Annotated in this window: 16 protein-coding genes and 1 pseudogene; 9 read left to right on the top strand and 8 right to left on the bottom strand. The window is 59.6% G+C overall.

What is annotated here, in order from left to right; translation table 11 throughout:
• Positions 1-3: 3 nt before the first annotated feature.
• Both WOC76_RS01200 and ndhC read right to left on the bottom strand, forming a co-directional pair.
• On the bottom strand, positions 4-639 hold the full coding sequence (locus WOC76_RS01200; RefSeq protein WP_341389995.1) for an NADH-quinone oxidoreductase subunit B: 636 nt from the start codon (positions 637-639) through the stop codon (positions 4-6).
• 15 nt (positions 640-654) lie between these two features.
• Positions 655-1,044: an NADH-quinone oxidoreductase subunit A gene (gene ndhC, locus WOC76_RS01195; protein ID WP_341102911.1), complete on the bottom strand. Its 390-nt coding sequence runs from the start codon at positions 1,042-1,044 to the stop codon at positions 655-657.
• A gap of 451 nt (positions 1,045-1,495) precedes the next feature.
• Here ndhC and WOC76_RS24175 point away from each other — a divergent pair, with 451 nt between their 5' ends.
• Complete coding sequence (locus tag WOC76_RS24175) at positions 1,496-1,852, top strand: transposase (RefSeq protein WP_341102907.1); 357 nt, start codon at positions 1,496-1,498, stop codon at positions 1,850-1,852.
• 99 nt (positions 1,853-1,951) lie between these two features.
• Here the strand turns inward: WOC76_RS24175 and WOC76_RS01190 are convergent, their stop codons facing one another.
• Together WOC76_RS01190 and WOC76_RS01185 are read right to left on the bottom strand one after the other, a co-directional pair.
• Complete coding sequence (locus tag WOC76_RS01190; protein ID WP_341102905.1) at positions 1,952-2,422, bottom strand: hypothetical protein; 471 nt, start codon at positions 2,420-2,422, stop codon at positions 1,952-1,954.
• Between the two features lie 51 nt (positions 2,423-2,473).
• The gene (locus tag WOC76_RS01185) at positions 2,474-2,989 is read right to left on the bottom strand and encodes a CBS domain-containing protein (RefSeq protein ID WP_341102904.1); all 516 of its coding nucleotides are present in this window, start codon (positions 2,987-2,989) and stop codon (positions 2,474-2,476) included.
• Positions 2,990-3,135: 146 nt separating this feature from the next.
• Here WOC76_RS01185 and WOC76_RS01180 point away from each other — a divergent pair.
• Positions 3,136-3,860, top strand: a pseudogene (locus tag WOC76_RS01180) (IS5 family transposase); the annotation flags it as partial.
• Positions 3,861-4,672: 812 nt separating this feature from the next.
• Here WOC76_RS01180 and WOC76_RS01175 read toward each other — a convergent pair.
• Both WOC76_RS01175 and WOC76_RS24170 read right to left on the bottom strand, forming a co-directional pair.
• Positions 4,673-4,987 carry a hypothetical protein gene (locus tag WOC76_RS01175; protein WP_341102902.1) on the bottom strand — a complete coding sequence of 105 codons (315 nt, stop codon included), beginning with the start codon at positions 4,985-4,987 and terminating at the stop codon, positions 4,673-4,675.
• A 45-nt stretch (positions 4,988-5,032) separates the two neighbouring features.
• Entirely contained in the window at positions 5,033-5,275 is a 243-nt protein-coding gene (locus WOC76_RS24170) for a CBS domain-containing protein (RefSeq protein WP_445730578.1), read from the bottom strand.
• A gap of 678 nt (positions 5,276-5,953) precedes the next feature.
• Here WOC76_RS24170 and WOC76_RS01170 point away from each other — a divergent pair.
• From WOC76_RS01170 to WOC76_RS01160, 3 genes are read left to right on the top strand one after another with little or no spacing between them, the layout of a single operon-like run.
• A complete protein-coding gene (locus WOC76_RS01170) occupies positions 5,954-7,405 on the top strand; it encodes a GH39 family glycosyl hydrolase (protein WP_341102901.1) in 1,452 nt (483 codons plus the stop codon).
• Positions 7,356-8,693: a glucoamylase family protein gene (locus WOC76_RS01165; RefSeq protein WP_341102897.1), complete on the top strand. Its 1,338-nt coding sequence runs from the start codon at positions 7,356-7,358 to the stop codon at positions 8,691-8,693. Before WOC76_RS01170 ends, WOC76_RS01165 begins: the two co-directional genes overlap by 50 nt.
• Positions 8,690-10,222: a mercuric reductase gene (locus tag WOC76_RS01160; protein ID WP_341102896.1), complete on the top strand. Its 1,533-nt coding sequence runs from the start codon at positions 8,690-8,692 to the stop codon at positions 10,220-10,222. The genes WOC76_RS01165 and WOC76_RS01160 overlap by 4 nt, the downstream gene beginning before the upstream one ends.
• Positions 10,223-10,792: 570 nt before the next feature.
• Here the strand turns inward: WOC76_RS01160 and WOC76_RS01155 are convergent.
• Together WOC76_RS01155 and WOC76_RS01150 are read right to left on the bottom strand one after the other, a co-directional pair.
• Entirely contained in the window at positions 10,793-12,265 is a 1,473-nt protein-coding gene (locus WOC76_RS01155; RefSeq protein WP_341102894.1) for a glycoside hydrolase family 15 protein, read from the bottom strand.
• Entirely contained in the window at positions 12,262-14,085 is a 1,824-nt protein-coding gene (locus WOC76_RS01150; protein WP_341102892.1) for an ABC transporter ATP-binding protein/permease, read from the bottom strand. Before WOC76_RS01150 ends, WOC76_RS01155 begins: the two co-directional genes overlap by 4 nt.
• A 221-nt stretch (positions 14,086-14,306) precedes the next feature.
• Between WOC76_RS01150 and tkt the strand changes: the two genes are divergently transcribed.
• From tkt to zwf, 4 genes are read left to right on the top strand one after another with little or no spacing between them, the layout of a single operon-like run.
• Positions 14,307-16,388, top strand: a complete 2,082-nt coding sequence (tkt, locus tag WOC76_RS01145) for a transketolase (RefSeq protein ID WP_341102890.1) — start codon at positions 14,307-14,309, stop codon at positions 16,386-16,388.
• The gene (locus WOC76_RS01140) at positions 16,375-19,212 is read left to right on the top strand and encodes a bifunctional transaldolase/phosoglucose isomerase (protein WP_341389997.1); all 2,838 of its coding nucleotides are present in this window, start codon (positions 16,375-16,377) and stop codon (positions 19,210-19,212) included. Before tkt ends, WOC76_RS01140 begins: the two co-directional genes overlap by 14 nt.
• A gap of 24 nt (positions 19,213-19,236) precedes the next feature.
• Positions 19,237-20,256: a phosphogluconate dehydrogenase (NAD(+)-dependent, decarboxylating) gene (gnd, locus tag WOC76_RS01135; RefSeq protein ID WP_341102888.1), complete on the top strand. Its 1,020-nt coding sequence runs from the start codon at positions 19,237-19,239 to the stop codon at positions 20,254-20,256.
• A 24-nt stretch (positions 20,257-20,280) separates the two neighbouring features.
• The gene (gene zwf, locus WOC76_RS01130; RefSeq protein ID WP_341102886.1) at positions 20,281-21,888 is read left to right on the top strand and encodes a glucose-6-phosphate dehydrogenase; all 1,608 of its coding nucleotides are present in this window, start codon (positions 20,281-20,283) and stop codon (positions 21,886-21,888) included.
• The last annotated feature ends 110 nt before the right edge of the window (positions 21,889-21,998 follow it).

Genomic DNA, 21,998 nt, shown 5'->3' with positions numbered 1-21,998 from the left:
TCGTTAAACTCTGTCGGGCGTACGCAGCTCAGTCGTTTTCCGCCGGTCAGGCCGCTTGAGATCACGCAGACTCGGAGGTCTCGCACGAATCACCTCTTGTGGGCCGATCGTCCAACTCAATGGCCGGCGTTCCTTCCCGATTGATTGCTGCAGGAGAATTAGACCTTCAAGTAGGGCGTCGGGACGCGGGGGGCAGCCCGGCACGTAAACATCAACCGGGAGAAAGGCGTCTACTCCCTGGACGACACTGTAGATGTCGTACATTCCGCCCGAATTGGCGCATGACCCCATCGATATGACCCAGCGCGGTTCCAACATTTGATCGTATAGGCGCTTTATCACCGGGGCCATCTTGATGAAGACAGTGCCGGAGATCACGATAAGGTCGGCTTCCCGTGGCGTCGACCGGAGGACCTCTGCGCCGAAACGCGCGATGTCATATTTGCTTGTGAAAGCAGTGGCCATCTCAACGTAGCAACAGGAGAGGCCGAAATTGAAAGGCCATATCGAGTTCTTTCGACCCCAGGCGACCATGTCCTGCAGTTTAGTCAGGATCAAATGTCTGCGAACCGCCTCGTCGAACGAGGCGGTCGAAGCATCCCGATCGTTTTCCGTAACCTTGTCCAAACGCCAGCGCATGAATGATCCTCGGAGTTACAAGCCTCTCGTCCGCGGCCCCCAATCGAGCGCCCCTAGCCGCCACAAATAAACTAGAGCGGCGAGAAGGACGCCAACGAACACCAACATTTCGAAATAGCCACCCCAGCCGACATCGCGAAAGGCTATGGCCCAGGCAAAAATGAAAACTGTCTCGAGATCAAAGATCACGAAGAACATGGCGACGAGATAAAACTTCGCAGGAAAGCGAAAGCGTGCGCCGCCGACGCTTACGATCCCCGACTCGAAAGGCTCGATCGTCGCTTTGCTCGCATGTCTCTCCCCGAATAGGTGAGAAGAGCTCATCATCACGACGATCAGCGCAAAAACAGCGCCACAATACAAAATGAGGGGCCAGAGGGGAGAAGGGATGACCGCTTGCATCATTCGACCTCAGGTTCAAACCGAATACCCACGCAGAAAGCCAAGGATAAATAGCTAGCGCGCGTGAAGGTTCCCTCTGCGAACCAAAGCCCTAATTAGGGAAACAGGCGCGCCTCTGCCGTCAAAACGCGAAGCGTTTCCCGCATATGACCGATGGCCAAACAGCGTTCCGAGCTTATGTTGGCGCTCGGTCAAGACGAAGCGTCGCACGCCTCTCAAGGCTCAAATCGCGCCGGTGACGGCAGACGACGGCGACCGGCTGCACGACTGGCACGGCGACGAAATGGGGGGTGCGGATGGGCGCCATCGCCTTGTCGGCATTTTCCGAGGCCGGCGATCGTGGCGCGGAGCCCAATATCGTAAGGAACCGCTTCGCCAGGGGCGCTCGGCGATGTCTCATGTCCGCTACGACTGGCCTTCCCTGAGAAAGCTTTGATTTATCGGTCGCAAGTTTATGGAGCGTCAGCACGATCTCGAATGTTGCTGCGGCTGGCGGCATGGACCTGGGCTTTATAGAGCGCTGCTCGAAAACACCATACTCGACGTTGGCAATGAAGCTAGTTCGTTGCCGCGTCTTCGGAGACGCCAAGTCCGTATTGTTCTTGACAATCTCCCGATCGACGAGCCCAAGCGCGACATGTCGCCAAAGCGCAACAAGAACGTCCACTACCATTACACGCCGCCGCACGCCTCCTGCCTAAACCAGATCAAAATCTGGTTCTCGATCCTGACCAAAAAGTCGCTTGATCGCGGGTCCTTCACCCCCACGAAGAACTCGTCGCAATATCCGCACCTTCAATGCCAGCTGTAACCGAACCGCCAAGTTCACCGGACAAAGTCCAAGATCGATTAGAAAAACCCTGTTTCGCCGATTTTTCGGGATCATAGGTCTATTGGAGATCAGTATTTCTTAAGGAGTGTCGGCTTGCGACTCGGCGTCGGCGTGTCGTGCTCGCGCATCGGTTAACCAACGATCGAAATCTTCGCGGATTTCAGGACTTTGGACTTGCAGACGCACAATGACTTTCTTCTGTCCGGGATTGGATAGCTCCGCCTCAAACTCCTCGAGGCTTAGCTCTCCGAACGCAAATTCTTCCTCTTCGGTGATTCGCCGTGGACCCAACGTTCGCTCAACGACAGTCTCAAGGATCCAGTATCCATCTTCAACTCGAGGTTCGACCGTGAGCCTCGCAATGGATCTGACGAGATCGAATTCCTCTCCGTTTTCGATTCCATAGGCAGTGGAGTCGAATTCCTCTTCGATTGCATATTCTTTGACCGCGGCGACGTTCAGCTCGGGCTGACCGCGCCCAGCTTCGATCTCGGCGCGCAGCAAGTTAACGACTTCCTCTGCCGACAATTGCAAGTCATAGGGAACCATCGAAGCTCTCTTCACGTCGGGTTGGATGGCTTATCCTCATGGCATAACCGCTCAATGATACCCGATGCCCATGACATAGTCGCGCAGAAGCCCTTCTTCTTCTTCAACCTCGCTCAAGAGCGCTTGCAGTGCGTCTCGTGCGTTGAGCACTCCCAAAGGCTTTGCGTCTTCGTCTATGATGGGAACGTGCAGAAGCCTCTCCTTTTTCATTAGCGACCAGACATCAGAAAGCAAAACGTTCGGCCGACATGATCTTACGTCCCGTGTCATCACTTCCACGACACTCATCGCACAAGCGCAGACACTACGGTGTTCCGACTCCATGTCTGCGGCATGTAGCCTCTTCCCTCCGCCACCAGATTCGTGTCTCCTGCACTGACAATGGCTAAGGCAACGTATGATATCCGATGTGGTGATAACGCCGCCCATCGTGCCATCAGGATTGCATACGATCACAAGATTTATCAGCCCGTCGCACAATGCCAGCGCCGCATCCGCGAGCACGGCGTTGGGTCCAATCGTCGCTAGACGTCGGCGCGCTAAAGGCACGACGCTCTCAACCAGCATTGTTCTGCTCGAGTAAGAGGGTTCGAACGGAATAACGCCCAAAAGGAGGCCTTGTTCCGGTAAAAGCCAGGGGGCGCTGGGGAACGGAAGCGCGGGCCCCGAGGGTTTCCCGCATTTAACCGCGAACGGATGCGTGGCCGACCCCAGTCATGGACGAGGGCGCGCCGCAGCGTCAACATCCGCTGCGCGAGCTGTTCAACGGCCTGCGTTACATGCTGCGCTACGGTATCGCATGGCGCGCCATGCCCAATGATCTGCCGCCAATCAGCGATCGCAGCGCTGGCTCGCGGCGGGCGTGTTCGAGGCGCTGGCGCAGGATCTGCGCGCTCTGTTGCGCGTCGCGTCGGGTCGCGCCGCGGAGCCGACGGCGGCGATCATCGACAGCCGGACCTTGCGCTCAACTCCGGAGAGCGGCCCGCAGGCAGGCTATGACGGGGCAAAGCGAAAGCGCGGCTCGAAGCTGCACATGGCGGTCGACACATTGGGCCATTTGCTGGCGCTGCATGTCACGCCGGCCAATGTCGGCGACCGCGCCGAGGTCGGCAAGCTCGCCGCCGCCGTGCAGGAGGCGACGGGCGAGAGCGTCAAACTCATCTATGTCGATCAGGGCTACACCGGCGAGAACGCGGCCGACGCGGCAAAGGCGCAAGGCGCCGAACTTTGCGTCGTCAAGCTGGCCGAAGTGAAGAAGGGTTTCGTGCTGTTGCCCAAGCGATGAGTGGTCGAGCGTTCATTCGCCTGGGCGACACGATGCAGGCGGCTCGTCAAAGATCACGAGCGCTATGCTCAGACCCTCGCAGGCTTCCATGTCGTCGCCTTCGCATGTCTCATGCTCAAGCGCGCCGCAGAATTCATGCTCCAAGGTGCATAACACCCTAGACGCTGAGAGGCTGTGCCGGCTCTCCGCGCCGTCTGTTGCTCAAGAGCAGACGCAGGGGCTGACGGCGCGTTAGGTCTCCTGCAAGCGCCGCCAGCTTTTTTTGCAACGTTTGGTAGTCAGTCAAGCTCGAAGAGCATGTTGCCTTCCCTAGTTAACCGCCGATCATAGCATGTCTGTGGGAGGCTCAGATGCTTAGGAAGAGCTTATCTGCGGCGTTGTTTGTTACCGTCGCCGCCTCTACCCTGCCGGCTACATCCTTCGCCGGTGTTATGCCAACCGCCGATAACGCCACTGTCAGTGTATCGGCGCCCACCACGCAAGTAGACTGGCGCGTTTACCCGCATCGCCATCACCGCTGGCATATGGGGTGGTATTACGGCTGGCCGCGCTCTCGGCTTGGCGCAGCCTACGGTTACGCCGCGCCTCTCGCCACCTACGGTTACGCGGCGCCTGCCACAACCTACAGCCCTGCTTATCCCTGGTATGGCGCCTACGGGGCTGCATATCCATCATATGCGAACCAGGACCTGCGAGGACTTCTTTTCGTGCTTGGCGGATTGGCAGGCCCGGCAGCGTTCTTGTTCGCAACGCCATAGCGCAAAAGCTTTGGTCCCATCGATTTCGGCGAACCACATCCACGGATATTAACCGAGAATCTGTCTATCTCGGTGATCAAAACATCTCTCATCGAAACCCCCAATTTCCCCTCGATGACGCGATAGCAGGGGCGCGGCGTTTTTCGCGTCTCCGCGCTCTGGCGGGCCGTGAAGGCATGAGTGCATCCTAAAAAGTTTCGATGGGCGTCAAAAAATGCGAGGTTTCTTCCATGGTGTATCCGCGATTTTTTCGAGGCGACCGGCTCCCGTCTGAGGAACGAATGTCGTTGCCGCGTCTTCGCTCATCTGGAGCGGGACGTCGACAGTTTCCCTCTCGCCAGCTGACGCCGTGTCGACGGCTCGATCCAGAACGTCACCGTCTCGTGTTCCAACGATTATCTCGGCATGAGCCAGCATCCGGACGTGATCGCCGCCATGATCGAGACGGCAGGTTAAGGTCGGCGCCGGCGCGGGCGGTACCGAAATATTTCCGGCTCGAGCCACGCCATCGTCGAAAACCATCGAAGCTTTCCTTCACGCCGGGGCCGCGCGACTCAAAATCACGCCTTAACCGTTCAGCGATATCCAATGCCCATGACATAATCGCACAGAAGCCCTTCTTCTTCGACCTCGCTCAAGAGCACTTGTAGCGCATCTCGTGCGTTGATCACTCCCAAAGACCTTGACGTCCTCGTCTACGACCGGAACGTGCAAAAGCCCCTCCGTTTTCATTAGCGTCCAGACATCGGAAAGCAAAGCGTTTGGGAGGCACGACTTTATATCCCGCGTCAGCACTTCCACGACACGCATCCCGCAAGCGCAGACGTCGCGACGTTCCGACTCCATCCCTGCGGCTTGTAGCTTCTCTCCTCCGCCACAAGGTTCGGATCCCCTGCACTGACAACGGCTAAGGCAACGCGTGACATCCGATTTGGTGATGACGTCGCCCATCGTTCCGTCCGGATTGCAGACGATCACGAGATTTATCTGGCCGCCGCACAAGGCCGGCGCCGCATCCGCGAGCATGGCACTGGCTCCAACCGTGGCTAAACGTCGGCGCGCTACGGGCAGCACGCTCTCCACCAGCATAGTTTGCTTAGGTAAGAGGATTTGAGCCGATAACGCCCAAGAGGGGAGCTGGTTCCAGCAAATGCCTGGGGGGTCACCCGGCAACGGAAGGCGTGCGGGGGTTCTCACATTCAACCACGAAGGATGCTTAGACGACCCGGCTAGCGAGCAGCGCAGGTCGAGATCTGCGGATCTCACCCAGCCGGCAAGATCGTGAAGCCGCCTCGGATAGGTCGGCATGTCGGCGGAAGCTTGATTATACAAGGCTCATGTTGTCAAATTTAACATTCCTGGAGCGGGATAGGCCGGATCAAAATCTGCCTGCTAGACCTTCTCCGAATATTCATCCGTGAGAGGCGTTGTCAACGAAATCGATGAAAGCTAATCTAGGTCAGGCCATTTTGGTTGATGGGAATGGCAATGACAGCCACGTTTGTCTGCGACGCGAATCAAAGAGGTCGAATTTTTCCGCATTATTGGGAGCACACCGTCGGCAGCGATCACGCTGTCATGGCGCTTCGCGAGGATTGGCGGCGGCAGATACGCCGCGCGCACGACGAACTCGGCTTTAGCCACGTGCGCTTCCACGGCCTGCTCGACGACGACATGTCGATTCTGACGGGCGAAGGCGAATGGGAAGTCTATTCATTCTTCAACGTGGACAGCATTTTCGACTTTTTGCTCTCCATCGGCATGCGCCCCTTCGTGGAATTAGGCTTCATGCCGACGCCGCTCGCTTCGGGCGACAAGACAGTGTTTCATTATCGCGGGAATGTAACCGCCCCCAAGGACATTGGCAAATGGACGCTGCTAATCGAGAAACTGTTGCGTCACTTTGTGGAGCGTTACGGAATTGACGAAGTGCGCCACTGGTTTTTCGAGGTTTGGAACGAACCCGATCTGAAATGGTTCGGGGGCGGCTCGCAGGCGGAATATTTCGAGTTCTACGTCGTCACCGCGCGTGCTGTAAAATCTGTCGACCGGTCGCTGCGCGTCGGGGGCCCCGCAACCTCGGCCAACGCGTGGATCGCAGATTTCGTCGCCTATTGCCGACGGACCGGGGCGCCTGTCGACTTTATCACGACGCACCATTACCCGACCGACGCCTTCGGCAGGCCGGGCGACGACACCGTCACGCAACTATCGCTCAGTCCGCGAAGCGTGCTCCGCGACCAGGCCGCAAAAGCCAAGCAGGAGGCTGGAGGCCTGCCGCTTTATTATACGGAATGGTGCACCTCCTCCAATTCGCGAGACGGGCTCCATGACGAGCCTTACGCGTCGAGCTTCATTGTGAAGACATTGATGGAGGCGACGGGGCTCGTCGACGGATACAGCTATTGGACGTTTTCCGATATTTTTGAAGAAAACTATTTTCCATCCATGCCTTTTCATGGCGGGTTCGGGCTTCTCACCATCCATGACATCGCCAAACCAGCCTACCGGGCCTTTCAGCTCATGCGTGGCCTTGGGGCGGAACTTTTAAAAGTCAAGGGCGCTCACGCCACGGTCGATTGCTGGATCGTGCGCAACGAAAATGAACTCGCAATTGTCGCGACCAATTTTGTCGCGCCGCGACACCTCATCGCAACGGAGCGGTTGCGCGTCGAACTCAAAGGCGTGCGGTCGCCGATCGACGCCAAGCTCACGCGCATCGACGCAGATCACGCCAATCCCAAGGCGCTGTGGCTGGAGATGGGATCGCCGGAATATCCAACGCGCGATCAAATTGCAGCCCTTCGCAGGCGATCGGAATTGACTCCGATGCCAATTGAATGCGAGTCGACGCGAGACGGGCTTATTCTTGCGCTTGATATGCCCCCATATGGAGTCGCCGTCGCTTCTCTTTGCTTCGCGCCAGATGCCAATGCCTGAGGAAACTGACGAGTCGCTGCTTGAGCGCATTGCGCATGGCGCGTTCGGCTACTTTGTCGAACAATATAACGCCGCAACCGGACTGATCGCGGACTCGAGCGACCCTGGCGACCCCTGCAGCATTGCAGCCGTCGGTTTTGCGCTGTCTTGCTATCCGATTGGCGTCGAACGCGGATGGATGCCGCGTGCAGAAGCTATCGCGCGTACGCTCGCGGCGTTGCGCTTTTTCGCGAATAGTGAACAAAGCCATCACCCCGACGCGACCGGCTACAAGGGATTTTACCGGCATTTTATAGACATACAGACCGGCAAGCCGGCCTGGCGATCAGAAGTCTCCCTTATCGACACAACACTTCTTCTCGCCGGCATGCTCGTCGCAAGCGTCTATTTCGACGGAGCTGACGCGCAAGAGGCGGAAATCCGCGCGACTGTCGACGCGCTCTATCGACGGATGGACTGGGAATGGGCGTGCGATAATCAACCGACCGCGCGTCAGGGTTGGCGACCAAAAGGCGGCTTTCTCCATTACGGATGGGACGGCTACGACGAGGCGACAATTCTCTATATTCTCGGCCTTGCCTCGCCGACGCATCCGTTGCCAGCGAACACGTTCGACGCCTGGACGCACACTTATCAATGGGAAGAAATCTACGGTTACACGCACCTCTATGCTGGGCCGCTATTTATCCATCACTTCTCGCAGGCTTGGATAGATTTTCGCGGAATCCGCGACGCCTTCATGCGCGAAAAGAAGTGCGACTATGCCGAAAACACCCGGCGCGCCACACTCATGCAAATCGAGTATGCCCGACGCAACCCTCACGGCTTCGTGGGCTATAGCGAAAAATGCTGGGGATTATCGGCCAGTCGCGGAGTGGGATTTCAGACTCGCGAAGTTGAGAGAAGGCTTCGACATTTTCTCGGTTATTCCGCGCGAGGCGCGCCATACGGGCCGGACGACGGCACCATCGCACCGTGCGAGATGCTTGCATCGCTTCCCTTTACGTCTGAGCGCTGCCTGGAGTCACTGCGTCACATGCTCGCGACGTTTCCGGAGGTTCTCGTCGACGGCCGTCTCGCGAGCGGCTTCAATCCGACACTGCCAGGAAAAGGTCCTGGCGGATGGGTCGCAAACGGGCATCTGGGATTGGACCAGGGCATCGTCGTCATGATGATCGAAAACTATCGCACTGGCCTGACCTGGAGCCTCATGAAGCGATGTCCATACGTGGTTGGCGGCTTGCGGCGCGCGGGCTTTTCGGGCGGCTGGCTATCGGAGGCGAAATGAACGACGGCGCTGCGCCATTGATCGATACTGAGGAACGATACACGCAGGCGCGGATTGAAAATCTTCGTCCGTTGCAGTGGCGAAACCCGCAAGCCGCGAAGACATATGATCTCGTCGTGCTCGGCGCCGGTCCGGGCGGCGTCACCGCCGCCAAGGAAGCCCGACGTCTTGGCGCTTCCGTCGCGCTTGTCGAAATGCAACTCATCGGCGGAGATAAGCTTAACGCAGGCTGCGTGCCATCCAAAGCGATTATCCGCTCGGCGCGCGCCTATGCCGACATGCGCGCCGCCGACAATTTCGGCGCGCGTCGCCCGAATGACATTGCGGTCGATTTGCCCTACGCATTCGAGCGCATGCGCCGCATACAGTCGCGTTTAAGTCGTCTCGAAAATGCCCAGCGGCTCGCCGAAAGCGGCATAGATGTATTCTTTGGCGAGGGAGGCTTTATCGAAAGCGACGCCATTGCGGTCGACGGCCAAACAGTGAGTTTTGAATACGCGATAATCGCCACGGGATCACGTCCTCTGATGCCGTCGATCGCAGGAATTCAAGACGTAGGCTTTTTTACGAACGAATCCGTCTTCCTGTGCGCGGACATGCCCCGCCGTGTTTTGATGATCGGCGGCGGCCCATTCGGTTGCGAACTTGCGCAGACCTTTGCCCGTCTTAGCGTTTCCGTAGCTATAGCGCAGCACGATCCAATGTTTCTTGCCGGCGAGGAACGCGACGCCGCGCAAATTTTATCCGGTGTTTTGGAGCGTGAAGGCGTTGAAATTCATCTCAATACGGACGTTGTCGCTGTCAAGAAGCAGGATGACAAGAAAATCGCGACCTTGTTGAGCGCAGGACAAGAATCGTTTTGCGTCGTCGATGAGCTCATCGTCGGCGTTGGACGTGCGCCGAATGTCGAAAATATCGGTCTCGAACAGGGCGGAATTGAGTACTCCGCCGGCGCCGGTGTGACAGTGGACGATTGGTTGCGGACGAGCAATGAGCGGGTCTTTGCAATAGGCGATGTCTGCATGTCCAGAAAATATACCCACGCAGCCGAAGCCGCCGCCCGGCTTGCCGTTTGCAATGCGTTGCTGCAACAGGAAAATCGCCTCAGCGGACTCGTCATTCCGTATTGCACTTATACTGATCCGGAGATTGCGCATGTCGGCTTGCATGTGCGCGAAATTCGCGAGCGCGGGGTCCCGGTAAAAACCTACACTGTTCTGATGCAGGATGTCGATCGGGCCGTCATCGACGGCGAGGATGAGGGGTTTGTTAAGGTTCATGTCGAGGAGGGCGGCGACAAAATTCTCGGCGCAACGATTGTGGCGCGACACGCTGGCGAAATGATCAACGCGCTTTCTCTCGCGATCAATTGCAATATTGGACTGAAACGCCTCAGCGAAGTCATTCACGCTTATCCTACTCAGGCCGAGGCGGTGAAGCTCGCCGCTGATGCTTGCGCGCGCGATTTGTCGATAGACAACGTTCCGGTCAAATTCGCCAAAGCGACGCCAGACGGGGGCGATTTCTGACTGGAGCGAGGCGGGTGCGTGAGTCTGGGATTTCTGGAAAAATCTTGCGACATTTTGGCAGATTCACTCGACGGATCCTCGGACGATTCGCGGGGACATTGGTTGTACGTCGCGCGCGGAGATTGCCGCGATGGCGAAGGTCGCTTTCAGCTGCTCGTTCGTTCCCTTGCTCTACCCCGCAATGGGAAGACCAGTTCGACGTGGCGAGGATAAACCATTTCCAACCGCGCATTTAAACAACCACGCATCGGACCTGCCGTGGAGCCAATAGGTCGTTGCCGGCGCGAGCGGATTGAGGAGAGTGCGGACTTGATACTTTCGTAAGAGCCGTTCGCCCAAGCGCTGTCGGGCTCGATGTAGGGCGTTTTGACGCCGATCTGATGGGGGCCTCACGCCGTCAACGGTCGCAATGGAAATCCGTTTCCTGTGTCGCCAGAAGGGTCTCACGCTTACGGCTCTCGGGAACCGCACGGGGCAGTCGCGCCCGAGATGCATCCCCTCGGACGATCTCCTCCCTGGGGGACTTCCGAAGCCAGGAGTCGCTTATCTGCTGGCCACAAATCGAATGAATTAGGTCGCGTGCGCCGCCCGCATCGCTTGAACCGCGCGCCGGCGCGCAGCGCACGCCGTAACGAAGCAGGCGTAGCTCCAAGTGAGATCGTCGGCGGAAGTTGGCGCGCCGTCTTGCTGACTGAACTGTTCCGCTAGTTCGCGCGAGGCCGGCGTGAAACGGCGCACGGTGGCGAGATACATGTCGCCGCGACGAAGCGCGGCGACGGCCAGCGCTTCGCGAAGATTTTCGGCGAGCGCGCCCTGCAGAAGGGTGTCGGCGGGTGTCTGCAACAACTCGGCGAGCGGCGGGCGGCTCCCTTCGGTGACCAAAACACTTTCGCCTTCTGCGACGGCCTGCGCGAGAAGAAAGCAGAATTGAGCGCCGCCAAGAGTCGCGAAATAATAGGCGCCGCCGCTGAAATAGCTGTCGCCGCGATACCGCCCAAGCGCCGGCGCGCAAGCGGCGGGACGCGCGCGATTGATCGGATATTCTTCGTCGAAGAGCCGCTCCAGGGCAAAGAGCGTGGCGAGCATTTTCGGATCGACGACGCTGTGTGCTCCGGCGCGTCGACCCGCATGGATCACCGCGAGAACCACGGCGATATCGAGTCGCCGCTCGAGCGGCGCATTTGATCCCGTCTCGACGAGGCGACCGCGATAGACGCCGTCCTCGGGGTCGAAATGCCGATCGAGTTCGGCGAGAAGCTCGCTCGCCGCGGCGACGCAGGCCGCCGCACGCTCCGCGTCGCCCGCGGCAGCTAGAAACTTGGCGCCCGCGTCGAGCGCGGCCTGCTGGACGAGGCGCGTGTGATAATGGAAGCCTATGTTTTCCTCCCACAGATCATAGCAACGCTCCCACAAATAGGAGAGCGTGTAGTCCAGGTCGTGGCGCAAAAGCGTCATTGCCGCGTCTCCCGCCCGGGCGCGGAAGGCGTCGAGCGCGAAAAAGCGCATCACCGCGAGCGCGCGCAGGGCGGGCCCGTCGTTTTGCGGACGACTCCACTTCAGGACGTCGAGACTGCCATCCGGGTTGTAGCGACCCTCCCCGAAAACTGCGTCGCCGACGATCTTGGCGATCTCCACGCGCGAGCGCACATGCTCTTGGAAGGAAGGCTCGACCGCTTCGGGATAGAGACCCTCACGCAGGAAGTCCGGCCCGTCCAGACGGCAGAGCTTCAGGCTAAAGCCGACGAAATCGACGAGATGCTCAATGGCGGAAGGCCCCAACATGGCGCCTTCGATCGACTCGCGAAGCGAGTCGGCGACGATAGCAGAGTCGCGCAGCCAATGGAAAAAATAGTCCGGCTTCGGATCGTAGGCGTCCATCGCCGGCGACGCCAGGATCGAGCCGCGCACGGGACGGATTGTCTGCCGCATGGCGGGGCGATGCTTCACCAGAGCCGTCGCGGAGACGGCGCGCAGCATCGCGTTCGCGCAGAAACGGTCCTGGTCGCTGACCCAGTCCAGCAGCGGCGGCGTGACTTCGTTCATCTTCCGCTTTCTAGCGTGAGCGCTTGCGTCAAGCGCGTTTCCTCGACCCCCTCGATACGCGCGAGGCCCGGGCCCTTGCGATCGAGGACGAGATGCAAGACGCGATCATAGCGAGCGGTCTCAGCGCGCGGACCGTCGATTGCAACGAGCGATGTAGTCGCTAGTTCATTGGCGAGGACATCGAAAACGAGTTCGCGCGCTTCAGACGCCAAAGCTTCAAGCGCTTCGTCGATGACGACGCAGTCGGGCTTGCGCAGCAACAATCGCGCGAAAACGAGAACGAGCTGTTCATCATAGGAGAGCTCGGGGTCCCCGCTTGCCGAAAGCCGAAGTCGGGGTGCGAGGTGACCAAGTCTCATGCGCGTCAGGGCTGAAACAAGCTGTTCTTCCGTAAAAGTCTCCGGCGGGTCGGGATAGGCGAGAATGCGGTCGATGGCGCCGTCGGGAATGAACGGGCGTTGGGGCATGAACATGACCCGATCGCCCGTGGGCAATTCGATCCGGCCCGCGCCCCAAGGCCAAAGACCCGCGAGCGCGCGGAAAAGGCACGTCTTGCCCGACCCCGCCGCAGCGACGATCAAAATCCGCTGACCGGCTCCGATTTCGAGTCGAGGCTCGCTCAAGCCGACGCTTCCGGAAGGAAGAAACACTTTGAGATCCTCTATAATCAGTTGCGCGCCGGCGGTGGTCTCCATCGTGATCCGGCTCGTCGTTTCGCCCATTCTGTCGAGTTCGAGCAAAGCGAGGCGGAAAGCGCCGACACGATGCAAGGTCGCGCGCCAATCGGCGATCGCGCCGGCGTTGTCGACGACCCAGCGCAGCGACTGTTGCACTTGCGTGAAGGCGCCGGCGCTCATCAGCAGGCCGCCGAATGAGAGATTTCCGGCGAAGAATGCCGGCGCCGCGACAATGATGGGCGCGACGATCGTGAACCAGCCGTAGCCAGCCGTCACCCATGTGAGGTTGGTCGTCGCGCGCACGAGCTGACGCAGCACGACGAGGAGGCGATCGAAGGTTAGGTTCAGCTTCTCTTCTTCTTCCGCTTCGCCGCGATAGACGGAGATGCCTTCTTTGTGTTCGTTGACGCGCACAAGGGCGATGCGCAAATCTGATTCGCGCGCGTAATGTTCGGCGTCCAGACTGACGAGTTGCCGGCCAACGACCCAGCCGGCGAGCGACGCGGCGGCGGAATAGAACAGCGCGCTCCATACCATATAGCCAGGGATCGCGAAATCTCGACCCGCCACATGGAAGATTACGCCAGCGGAGAGACCCCACAGAACGCCGATGAAGCTCGCGAGCAACAGCGTAGCCTGGAGCAGGCCGACGCCGAGATCTGTGGTGAGATCTGCAAGATGATGGGCGTCCTGTTGAATGCGTTGATCGGGATTGACCCCGATGTCTCCCGCTCCGGCGAGGAGAAAGGCGCGTCTCGGCGCAAGCCACTGCGAGAAGAGATCGCGCGTCAGCCCGCTACGCAGGGTCACGCGAAGCATCTGGTTCAGCCATGTCTGGAACACATTCAACCCCAGCAGGGCGCCAGCGATAACGGCGAAGACGCCGAGCTGACGCACAAAGCCATCCAAGTCGCGCCGGGCAAGCGCGTCGTAAAAGGGCTTGTTCCATGCGTTGAGCTTGATCTGGCCGTAAGCCGTCGCGCCGACGACGACGACAAGCCCGATCGAAAGCCAGATCAAGGCCGCACGAACCCGTGAGATCCACAAAACGCGCGCTATGGTGATGGCTTCGCGCAAGAGCGCGCCAAATATCCAGGGTGGGGTGACGACTCCGCGCCGAGGTTCGCCTTCTTGCTGTCCCATGGCCGTCAGAACTCCTCAATCGCTCCGCTCTCGCACACTCAGTTAAAATATCAATTAGAGCAACCGGACGCGGGAGGAGTTAGGAGGCCATGATACGCGCATGAGCCTGAGCCGCGAGAGGTAGCGAGAGAACGACATAGAGCACGAGGCGTTCGACGCAAGGATTCCGGTTGAGGTGTCGATATCAGCACATAGATCCACCAAGAAGGGACCTAATCGCGATGCGCAACAGTTCGCTCGCTGAGCTTAGCATCAATACGATCCGGACTCTGTCTATGGACGCCGTGCAACAGGCGGACTCCGGCCACCCCGGAACGCCGATGGCGCTTGCGCCTGTGGCCTACGCGCTGTGGCAAAAATATCTGCGGTTTGACCCTGAGGACGCCGCCTGGCCTGATCGGGACCGCTTTGTGCTGTCCAATGGGCATGCATCGATGTTGCTCTATTCCATCCTCTACTTGACTGGGGTGAAGGCAGCCAAGCCGCAGGCAGAACAACCGGGCGGGCTCGCGGTTGATCTCGACGATATCAAGCGTTTCCGTCAACTCGACAGCCGCTGCCCTGGCCATCCTGAATTTGGGTTGACGACAGGGGTCGAAACGACGACGGGGCCGCTGGGGCAAGGCTGTGGCGCCAGCGTCGGGATGGCTATGGGGCGGGACTGGCTTGCCAAGCATTTCAACCGGCCGGGTTTCCAGATCTTCGACTACGACGTTTACGCGATATGCAGCGACGGCGACATGATGGAAGGGATCAGCAGCGAGGCCGCGTCCTTGGCTGGTCATTTGAGACTTGGCAATCTGTGCTGGATTTACGACGATAACCACATCACGATCGAGGGGGACACAGCCCTCGCGTTTGGCGACGATGTTGCGGCGCGCTTTCGCGCCTATGGCTGGAATGTGCAGCGTGTCGGCGACGCCAATGACATCGACCGAATTGCGGGAGCGATCGACGCATTTCGGAACGACGATGGCGCGCCGACGCTTATCATCGTCAGGAGCCACATCGGCTATGGCGCGCCTCACAAGCAAGATACCGCCGCCGCGCATGGCGAGCCGCTCGGCGACGAGGAGATTCGCCTGGCTAAGCGAAGCTACGGTTGGCCAGAGGACGCCAAGTTTCTGGTGCCGAACGGGGTGCGCGAGCACTTCCGCGACGGCATCGGCCGCCGCGGCGGCGAACTGCGAGCCGCCTGGTCGACGCGCGTGCAAAGCTATCGGGACGAACATCCCGATCTCGCGGCGCAGCTCGATCGACTGCTCGAAGGCGGACTGCCCGACGGCTGGGACGAAGACCTGCCAAGCTTTCCTGCCGACGCCAAGGGGCTCGCAAGCCGCAACGCTTCCGGAAAGGTGTTGAACGCCATTGCGCCGCATTATCCTTGGCTTATCGGCGGCGCCGCCGATCTCGCGCCATCGACAAAAACAAAACTCGCCTTTGATGGCGCGGGAGACTTCGAGCCCGACAATTATGCAGGCCTTAATCTACATTTCGGGGTTCGCGAACATGCGATGCAAGCGGCCGTCAATGGATTGACGCTATCAAAACTGCGCGCTTATGGTTCGACCTTCCTGATCTTCTCGGACTACATGAAGCCAGCGCTGCGATTAAGCGCGCTGATGCGCCTTCCGACCATCACGGTTTTCACCCACGATTCGATCGGGCTCGGGCAAGACGGTCCGACGCACCAGCCGGTGGAACAGCTCGCCGCGCTGCGCAGTATCCCCAATCTTGTCACGCTGCGGCCCGCCGACGCCAATGAGGTGGTCGAGGCATGGCGCGTGGTCATGGCCTTGAAAGACCAGCCCGCGTGTCTGGTGCTGAGTCGACAGGCACTGCCGACATTCGATCGCAAGCGTTACGCGCCGGCCGCAGGGGTCGCGCGAGGGGCATACATTATGGCCGATGCGGCGGGCGGCGCACCGAGCGTCATTCTGATTGGCACGGGCAGCGAGGTCGCGCTGTGCATCGAAGCTCACGAAAGGCTCGCCCAGGAAGGTATCGGCTCGCGCGTGGTCAGCATGCCCTCGTGGGAATTGTTCGAGCAGCAGGATCAAGCCTATCGGGACGCGGTGTTGCCGCCCGACGTCGTTGCGCGCGTCGCGGTCGAAGCTGCGTCAGTGCTTGGTTGGGATCGCTATGTCGGCGTCAACGGCGCCAAGATAGGCATGCGCGGCTTTGGATCCTCGGCGCCTTTGAAGGACGTGATGACGAAATTCGGCTTCACGCCGGAGAATGTTGTGGCGGCGGCCAAGGCACAGCTGAGGACGTCAGGGAGACGGGAAGATGAATCCGCTTAAGCAGCTCGAAGCTTGCGGCCAGTCGCCCTGGCTCGACTATCTCAAGCGCAGCCTGATTGAGAAGGATGAGCTGCGGACGCTCGTCGAGCGGGACGGAATTAGGGGAGTGACATCGAACCCGACGATCTTCGAAAAGGCGATTGCGGAAAGCGACGAATACGAGTTGACGCTGAAGAAATTCCAGGCGACGGCTGATCACAGCGTCTCGACGATATATGAGCATCTAGCGATCGCAGACATCCGCGCCGCCGCAGATGTGCTGCGCCCTGTCTACGATCAAACGCGGGCTCGAGACGGGTATATCAGTCTGGAGTGTTCCCCCTATCTCGCTGACGACGCCGACGCCACCATTGAAGAAGCCATCCGGCTTTGGCGGACGGTGGATCGGCCGAACCTGATGGTGAAAGTGCCGGCGACGCGTGCTGGCGTGCCGGCGATCCGCGAATTGGTCGGCCGCGGCGTGAACGTCAACGTCACGCTGCTCTTTTCAATATCGGCGTATGAGCGGGTGGTCGAGGCTTATGTCTCGGGCCTCGAAGCTCTGAAGCGGGCTGGCGGCGATATGTCCAAGATCGCGAGCGTCGCCAGTTTCTTCGTCAGCCGCATCGACACCGCCATCGATAAACGCCTTGGTAAGCTCGCCGATCAATCGTTAGCGAACCGTCTGCGCGGCCAGGTGGCCATCGCCAACGCCAAGATCGCATACACGCGCTATCAAGAGCTGTTTTCCAGCGCGCGCTGGGAGGCTTTGGCCGCTGCCGGCGCCAGAACACAACGTCTTCTTTGGGCGTCCACCAGCACCAAAAATCCGGCGTACAAGGACACGCTCTATGTCGAGGCGCTGATCGGGCGCGACACCGTCAACACGATTCCGCCGGTGACCATGGACGCTTTCCGCGATCACGGTCGGGTGGCGCCCGATTCGATCGAGAAGGATGTGGCCGTCGCGCGCGCCTTGCTCGCCGATCTGCAGCGCAGCGGCATATCCCTGGAAGAGGTCACAGAGGAGCTTGTGAAGGATGGCGTGCGGCAGTTCGCCGACGCATTCGACAAGTTGTTCGTTTCGATCGCGCGGCGGCGGCGGCGCCTTGTCGACGGGGAGGAGCCGCGCCAAAGTTTCAGCCTCGGCTCAACCGAGCTAAGGGCCGCTTTCGACGCGGAAATCGACGCCTGGCGAGTCGAGGGACGCATACGTCGGCTGTGGGACGGCGACGCCTCTTTGTGGACCGGCAAGGACGAAGGCGAATGGCTGGGATGGCTGAGTATCGTTGATCAGGAACTTAACGATACCGGACAGCTTGTCGGATTTGCTGACAACGTGAAGGCCCGGTTCGCCGATGTGATGCTGTTGGGGATGGGCGGATCGAGCCTTGGTCCCGAGGTATTGGGGGAAACGTTTGGCCGGCAAGTCGGATGGCCGCGCTTCCACATGCTCGACAGCACCGATCCGGCGCAGATCAGGACAATCGAGCAGGCGGTCGACCTCGACAAGACGCTTTTCATCGTTTCCTCAAAATCAGGCGGTACGTTGGAGCCAAATATCTTCTTGGACTATTTCTACGATCGCGTTTCCTCACTTCGCGGCGGCGGCAATGTTGGCGAGCGCTTCGTCGCAGTCACCGATCCCGGCTCTTCGCTGGAGAGGCGCGCCACCGAGCTGGGCTTTGCTCATATATTCTATGGCGCGCCGTCGATCGGTGGCCGCTATTCGGTGCTGTCGAAGTTCGGACTCGTGCCCGCAGCCGCCATGGGCCTCGACATCAAGCGCTTGCTTGAGCGAGCGCATTCGATGCAGCGAGCTTGCGCCGCGGATGCGCCGCCCGCGGAAAACCCCGGCGTACAACTCGGCGTTGCGATGGGCGTCGCCGCCTCCCGGTTCGGGTGCGACAAGGTGACGATCATCGCATCGCCGCACATCGCTGATTTCGGCGCTTGGCTGGAACAGTTGCTCGCCGAGAGCACGGGCAAACAGGGCCTCGGCCTCATTCCGATCGCCGACGAACCCCTTGCGGCGCCGGATCGTTATGGCCGAGATCGGTTTTTCGCTTACGTCGAACTGGACGGGCGCCATGATCCGGCGCAGCGCGATGTCGTGGCGGCGCTGGAGCGGTCAGGCTATCCGGTCGCGAGGATCAGAGTCAAAGATATCTGGGATCTGGGCGGGGAATTCTATCGCTGGGAGATCGCCACGGCGGTCGCCGGGGCGATCATCGGGGTCAATCCCTTCAATCAGCCGGACGTCGAGGCGAGCAAAGCCAAAACTCGCGCTCTGACGGACGAATATGAGAAATCGCATAGGCTGCCGAATGAGGAACCGCTCTTCCGCGAGAATGGCGTCGCCCTCTACGCCGACCCGCGCAATGCCGCCGAAATCGGGCGACACAACGCGCTTTCCGGTTATCTGAAGAGCCATTTTGACCGTGTTCACGCGGGCGACAAATCCGGCGATTACGTCGCCATCCTTGCCTATATCGAGCGCAACAAGACGCATTTGCAAACGTTGACAGCGCTTCGCAAGATCATTCGCGATCATACGCGCGCGGCGACGTGTCTCGGGTTTGGGCCGCGATTTCAGCATTCGACCGGGCAGGCCTATAAGGGTGGGCGCAACTCGGGGGTTTTTCTGCAAGTCACTTCCGACGATCCTGTCGACCTCGACGTGCCCGGCCACTCCTTCACCTTCGGCGTCGTGAAGGCGGCGCAGGCGCGCGGCGATCTGGAGGCGCTCGTCGAGCGCGGTCGGCGCGCTCTGCGCATTCATCTCCAGGATGTCGACGCCGGATTGCGGGAGCTTGTCCGAGCTATGGACGCAGCTGTGAAATAACTAGTTCATGCAGGAGTGAAACGCATGCAAATCGGCGTCATCGGACTCGGTCGCATGGGCGGCAATATATGTCGTCGACTGATGAAGGCGGGCAACACTTGCGTCGTCTTCGACCTTAACGCCAATGCGCGCGAGGCCTTGGCGAAAGACGGGGCCATCGCAGCTCCGTCACTGGAAGGGTTGGTCAAGGCGCTCGAAAAACCGCGCGCCGTATGGATCATGCTGCCCGCCGGCCGCATCACGGAAGAGGCCGTAGTCGAACTTGGTCGTCTGCTGGAACCCGACGATGTCATCATCGACGGCGGCAACTCATTCTACAAGGATGATATCCGACGCGCCCGCAAACTCGCCGATAAGCGCATTCATTACGTTGATTGCGGCACGTCGGGAGGCGTTTGGGGCCTTGATCGGGGCTATTGCCTCATGATCGGCGGCTCGCAACAATCGATTGATCGCCTTGATCCCATCTTCGCCGCGCTCGCGCCGGGCCTTGGCGATATTCCGCGCACGCCGAATCGGAAAGGGGATGCGCGCGTCGAACGCGGGTATATTCACGCAGGTCCCGCTGGCGCCGGACATTTTGTCAAAATGGTGCACAACGGCATCGAGTATGGACTGATGCAGGCCTACGCAGAAGGTTTCGATATTCTCCGCAACAAGAACTCGGAGGATTTGCCAGAGGATGAACGCTTCACATTGAACCTGCCGGACATCGCAGAAGTCTGGCGGCGCGGCAGCGTCATTGCCTCATGGTTGCTCGATCTCGGCGCCGCAGCCTTGGTGAAAGACCCCGGGCTCGAGAAATTCTCCGGCTATGTGCAGGATTCAGGCGAAGGACGTTGGACTGTCGAGGCGGCGATCGAGGAAGCGGTGCCGGTCGACGTCCTCTCGTCCGCGCTTTATGCGCGCTTCCGCTCGCGCCGGGAGCACACATTTGGAGAGAAAATGCTCTCAGCCATGCGCTTCGAGTTTGGTGGCCATGTTGAAGGTCAGGAGCCGATCGATCCGAAGCCCGGGCCCAGGCAGTCGAACGGAGAAAGATAACGCAAAACAGAGCCGAGCAGAGTCATGATCCGTAACACCCAGGCCGGGGCGCCGCAGTCGATTCAATTGGTCGAGTGTCCGCCGCGCCGCGACGCCAGATCCCCAGACCCTTGCACAATGGTGATTTTCGGCGCGGGCGGCGACCTCACCAAGCGCATGGTGGTCCCGGCCCTTTACAATCTCGCGCGGACCAATCTATTGCCGGAGCGTTTTGCCCTCATTGGGGTGGATCTCGCGGAGGAAACAACAGAAAGCTGGCTCGACCGACTTCATGATTTTCTGAAGAGCTTCCTCGGTAGTTCGGCTACTGAATTCGAAGTGGACCAAATCGATGAGTCGGCCTGGCAGAGGCTTACGAAGAACAACTCGTATATTTGCGGCGATTTGACCCAAACCGATGTGTATGAAAAGCTCCGCGACGCCATCGCGCGAGTCGACGGAAGCTGCGGGACAGAAGGCAACGTGCTTTTCTATCTCGCAGTCGTAGATAGATTGTTCGGCGTCGTTGTGGATGAACTGGGGAAGGCGAAGTTGGCCGACCAGCAGGAGGATGGCGTCGACAAGCCAAAATTCTGGCGACGCATCGTCATCGAGAAGCCGTTCGGACATAGTCTGGACTCGGCGCGCGAACTCAATATGCGGATCTTGCGCACGCTGCATGAAGATCAGATATTCCGCATCGACCATTTTCTAGGCAAGGATACCGTCCAGAGCATTATGGCGTTTCGTTTCGCCAATGGCCTGTTCGAGCCGATCTGGAATCGCGACCGCATAGATCACGTGCAGATCACGACGGCAGAAACGATCGGCGTCGAGAAAAGAGGAAAATTCTACGAAGTAACCGGCGCCTTGCGCGACATGATACCCAACCACTTGTTCACATTGCTATCGATGGTGGCGATGGAGCCGCCGATCGGATTCGACGCGGCCGAGGTTCGAAACAAAAAGGCCGAAGTGTTCATGGCCATGCCAGTCGTCGAGCCGACGATGGTCGTGCGTGGTCAATACGCGGAAGGTTCGGTGCTAGGCCAGGTCGTGCCCGCCTATCGGCAAGAGCCGAACGTCGCGCCGGATTCCGACGTGGAGACCTATGTCGCCATGCGCGTTGAGATCGACAATTGGCGCTGGGCCGGCGTCCCATTTTATTTGCGCACTGGAAAGCGGCTAGGACATCGAACCACGGAGATCGCCATCCGGTTCAAGCAGGCGCCGTATGCGGCCTTCCAAAACACGCCGGTCGACGCGTTGCGACCCAATTGGCTGCTGTTGCGCATCTCGCCGCGAGAAGGCATATCCCTTCAGTTCGAGGTCAAGCGTCCCGGGCCGGCGATGGATTTGGCCGCCGTGCGGATGGATTTTTGCTATGCCGACTGGTTCCCGAGAGAGGCGAACGTAGGCTACGAGACACTGATTCACGATGTGATGAACGGCGACTCGACGCTATTCATGCGAGCGGACATGGTCGAACAAGCTTGGCGGATCGTGCAACCCGCGCTTGACGCCTGGGCCGAGAGATCCGTCGATACGCCAAAATATGAGGCGGGGAGCGCGGGGCCGAACGCCGCCGACGAACTGCTGGCAAGCGAAGGTCGCGCCTGGCGTCCGATCGGCGGAGACCCTAAGACGCCATGAGCACAGTCTTGCGACATTCCAGAAGGAGGATTTCTTGCGCCGTATCGGATGTCGACGACACCCTCGTCAACCACTTGGACATCGCCACGCCAGTCACGGGCTTCAACGGC

The organism is Methylocystis sp. IM3 (genome assembly GCF_038070105.1).
Classification (GTDB): Bacteria; Pseudomonadota; Alphaproteobacteria; order Rhizobiales; family Beijerinckiaceae; genus Methylocystis.
The sequence above is the reverse complement of the archived record's forward strand: the minus strand, read 5'-3'. Positions and strand labels throughout refer to the sequence as shown.

Excerpts from the sequence above, each read along its gene's own strand:
- WOC76_RS01200 (WP_341389995.1), bottom strand. The coding sequence starts at position 639 with ATGCGCTGGCGTTTGGACAAGGTTACGGAAAACGATCGGGATGCTTCG.
- ndhC (WP_341102911.1), bottom strand. The coding sequence starts at position 1,044 with ATGATGCAAGCGGTCATCCCTTCTCCCCTCTGGCCCCTCATTTTGTAT.
- WOC76_RS24175 (WP_341102907.1), top strand. The coding sequence starts at position 1,496 with ATGGAGCGTCAGCACGATCTCGAATGTTGCTGCGGCTGGCGGCATGGA.
- WOC76_RS01190 (WP_341102905.1), bottom strand. The coding sequence starts at position 2,422 with ATGGTTCCCTATGACTTGCAATTGTCGGCAGAGGAAGTCGTTAACTTG.
- WOC76_RS01185 (WP_341102904.1), bottom strand. The coding sequence starts at position 2,989 with ATGCTGGTTGAGAGCGTCGTGCCTTTAGCGCGCCGACGTCTAGCGACG.
- WOC76_RS01175 (WP_341102902.1), bottom strand. The coding sequence starts at position 4,987 with ATGGTTTTCGACGATGGCGTGGCTCGAGCCGGAAATATTTCGGTACCG.
- WOC76_RS24170 (WP_445730578.1), bottom strand. The coding sequence starts at position 5,275 with ATGCGTGTCGTGGAAGTGCTGACGCGGGATATAAAGTCGTGCCTCCCA.
- WOC76_RS01170 (WP_341102901.1), top strand. The coding sequence starts at position 5,954 with ATGACAGCCACGTTTGTCTGCGACGCGAATCAAAGAGGTCGAATTTTT.
- WOC76_RS01165 (WP_341102897.1), top strand. The coding sequence starts at position 7,356 with ATGGAGTCGCCGTCGCTTCTCTTTGCTTCGCGCCAGATGCCAATGCCT.
- WOC76_RS01160 (WP_341102896.1), top strand. The coding sequence starts at position 8,690 with ATGAACGACGGCGCTGCGCCATTGATCGATACTGAGGAACGATACACG.
- WOC76_RS01155 (WP_341102894.1), bottom strand. The coding sequence starts at position 12,265 with ATGAACGAAGTCACGCCGCCGCTGCTGGACTGGGTCAGCGACCAGGAC.
- WOC76_RS01150 (WP_341102892.1), bottom strand. The coding sequence starts at position 14,085 with ATGGGACAGCAAGAAGGCGAACCTCGGCGCGGAGTCGTCACCCCACCC.
- tkt (WP_341102890.1), top strand. The coding sequence starts at position 14,307 with ATGCGCAACAGTTCGCTCGCTGAGCTTAGCATCAATACGATCCGGACT.
- WOC76_RS01140 (WP_341389997.1), top strand. The coding sequence starts at position 16,375 with ATGAATCCGCTTAAGCAGCTCGAAGCTTGCGGCCAGTCGCCCTGGCTC.
- gnd (WP_341102888.1), top strand. The coding sequence starts at position 19,237 with ATGCAAATCGGCGTCATCGGACTCGGTCGCATGGGCGGCAATATATGT.
- zwf (WP_341102886.1), top strand. The coding sequence starts at position 20,281 with ATGATCCGTAACACCCAGGCCGGGGCGCCGCAGTCGATTCAATTGGTC.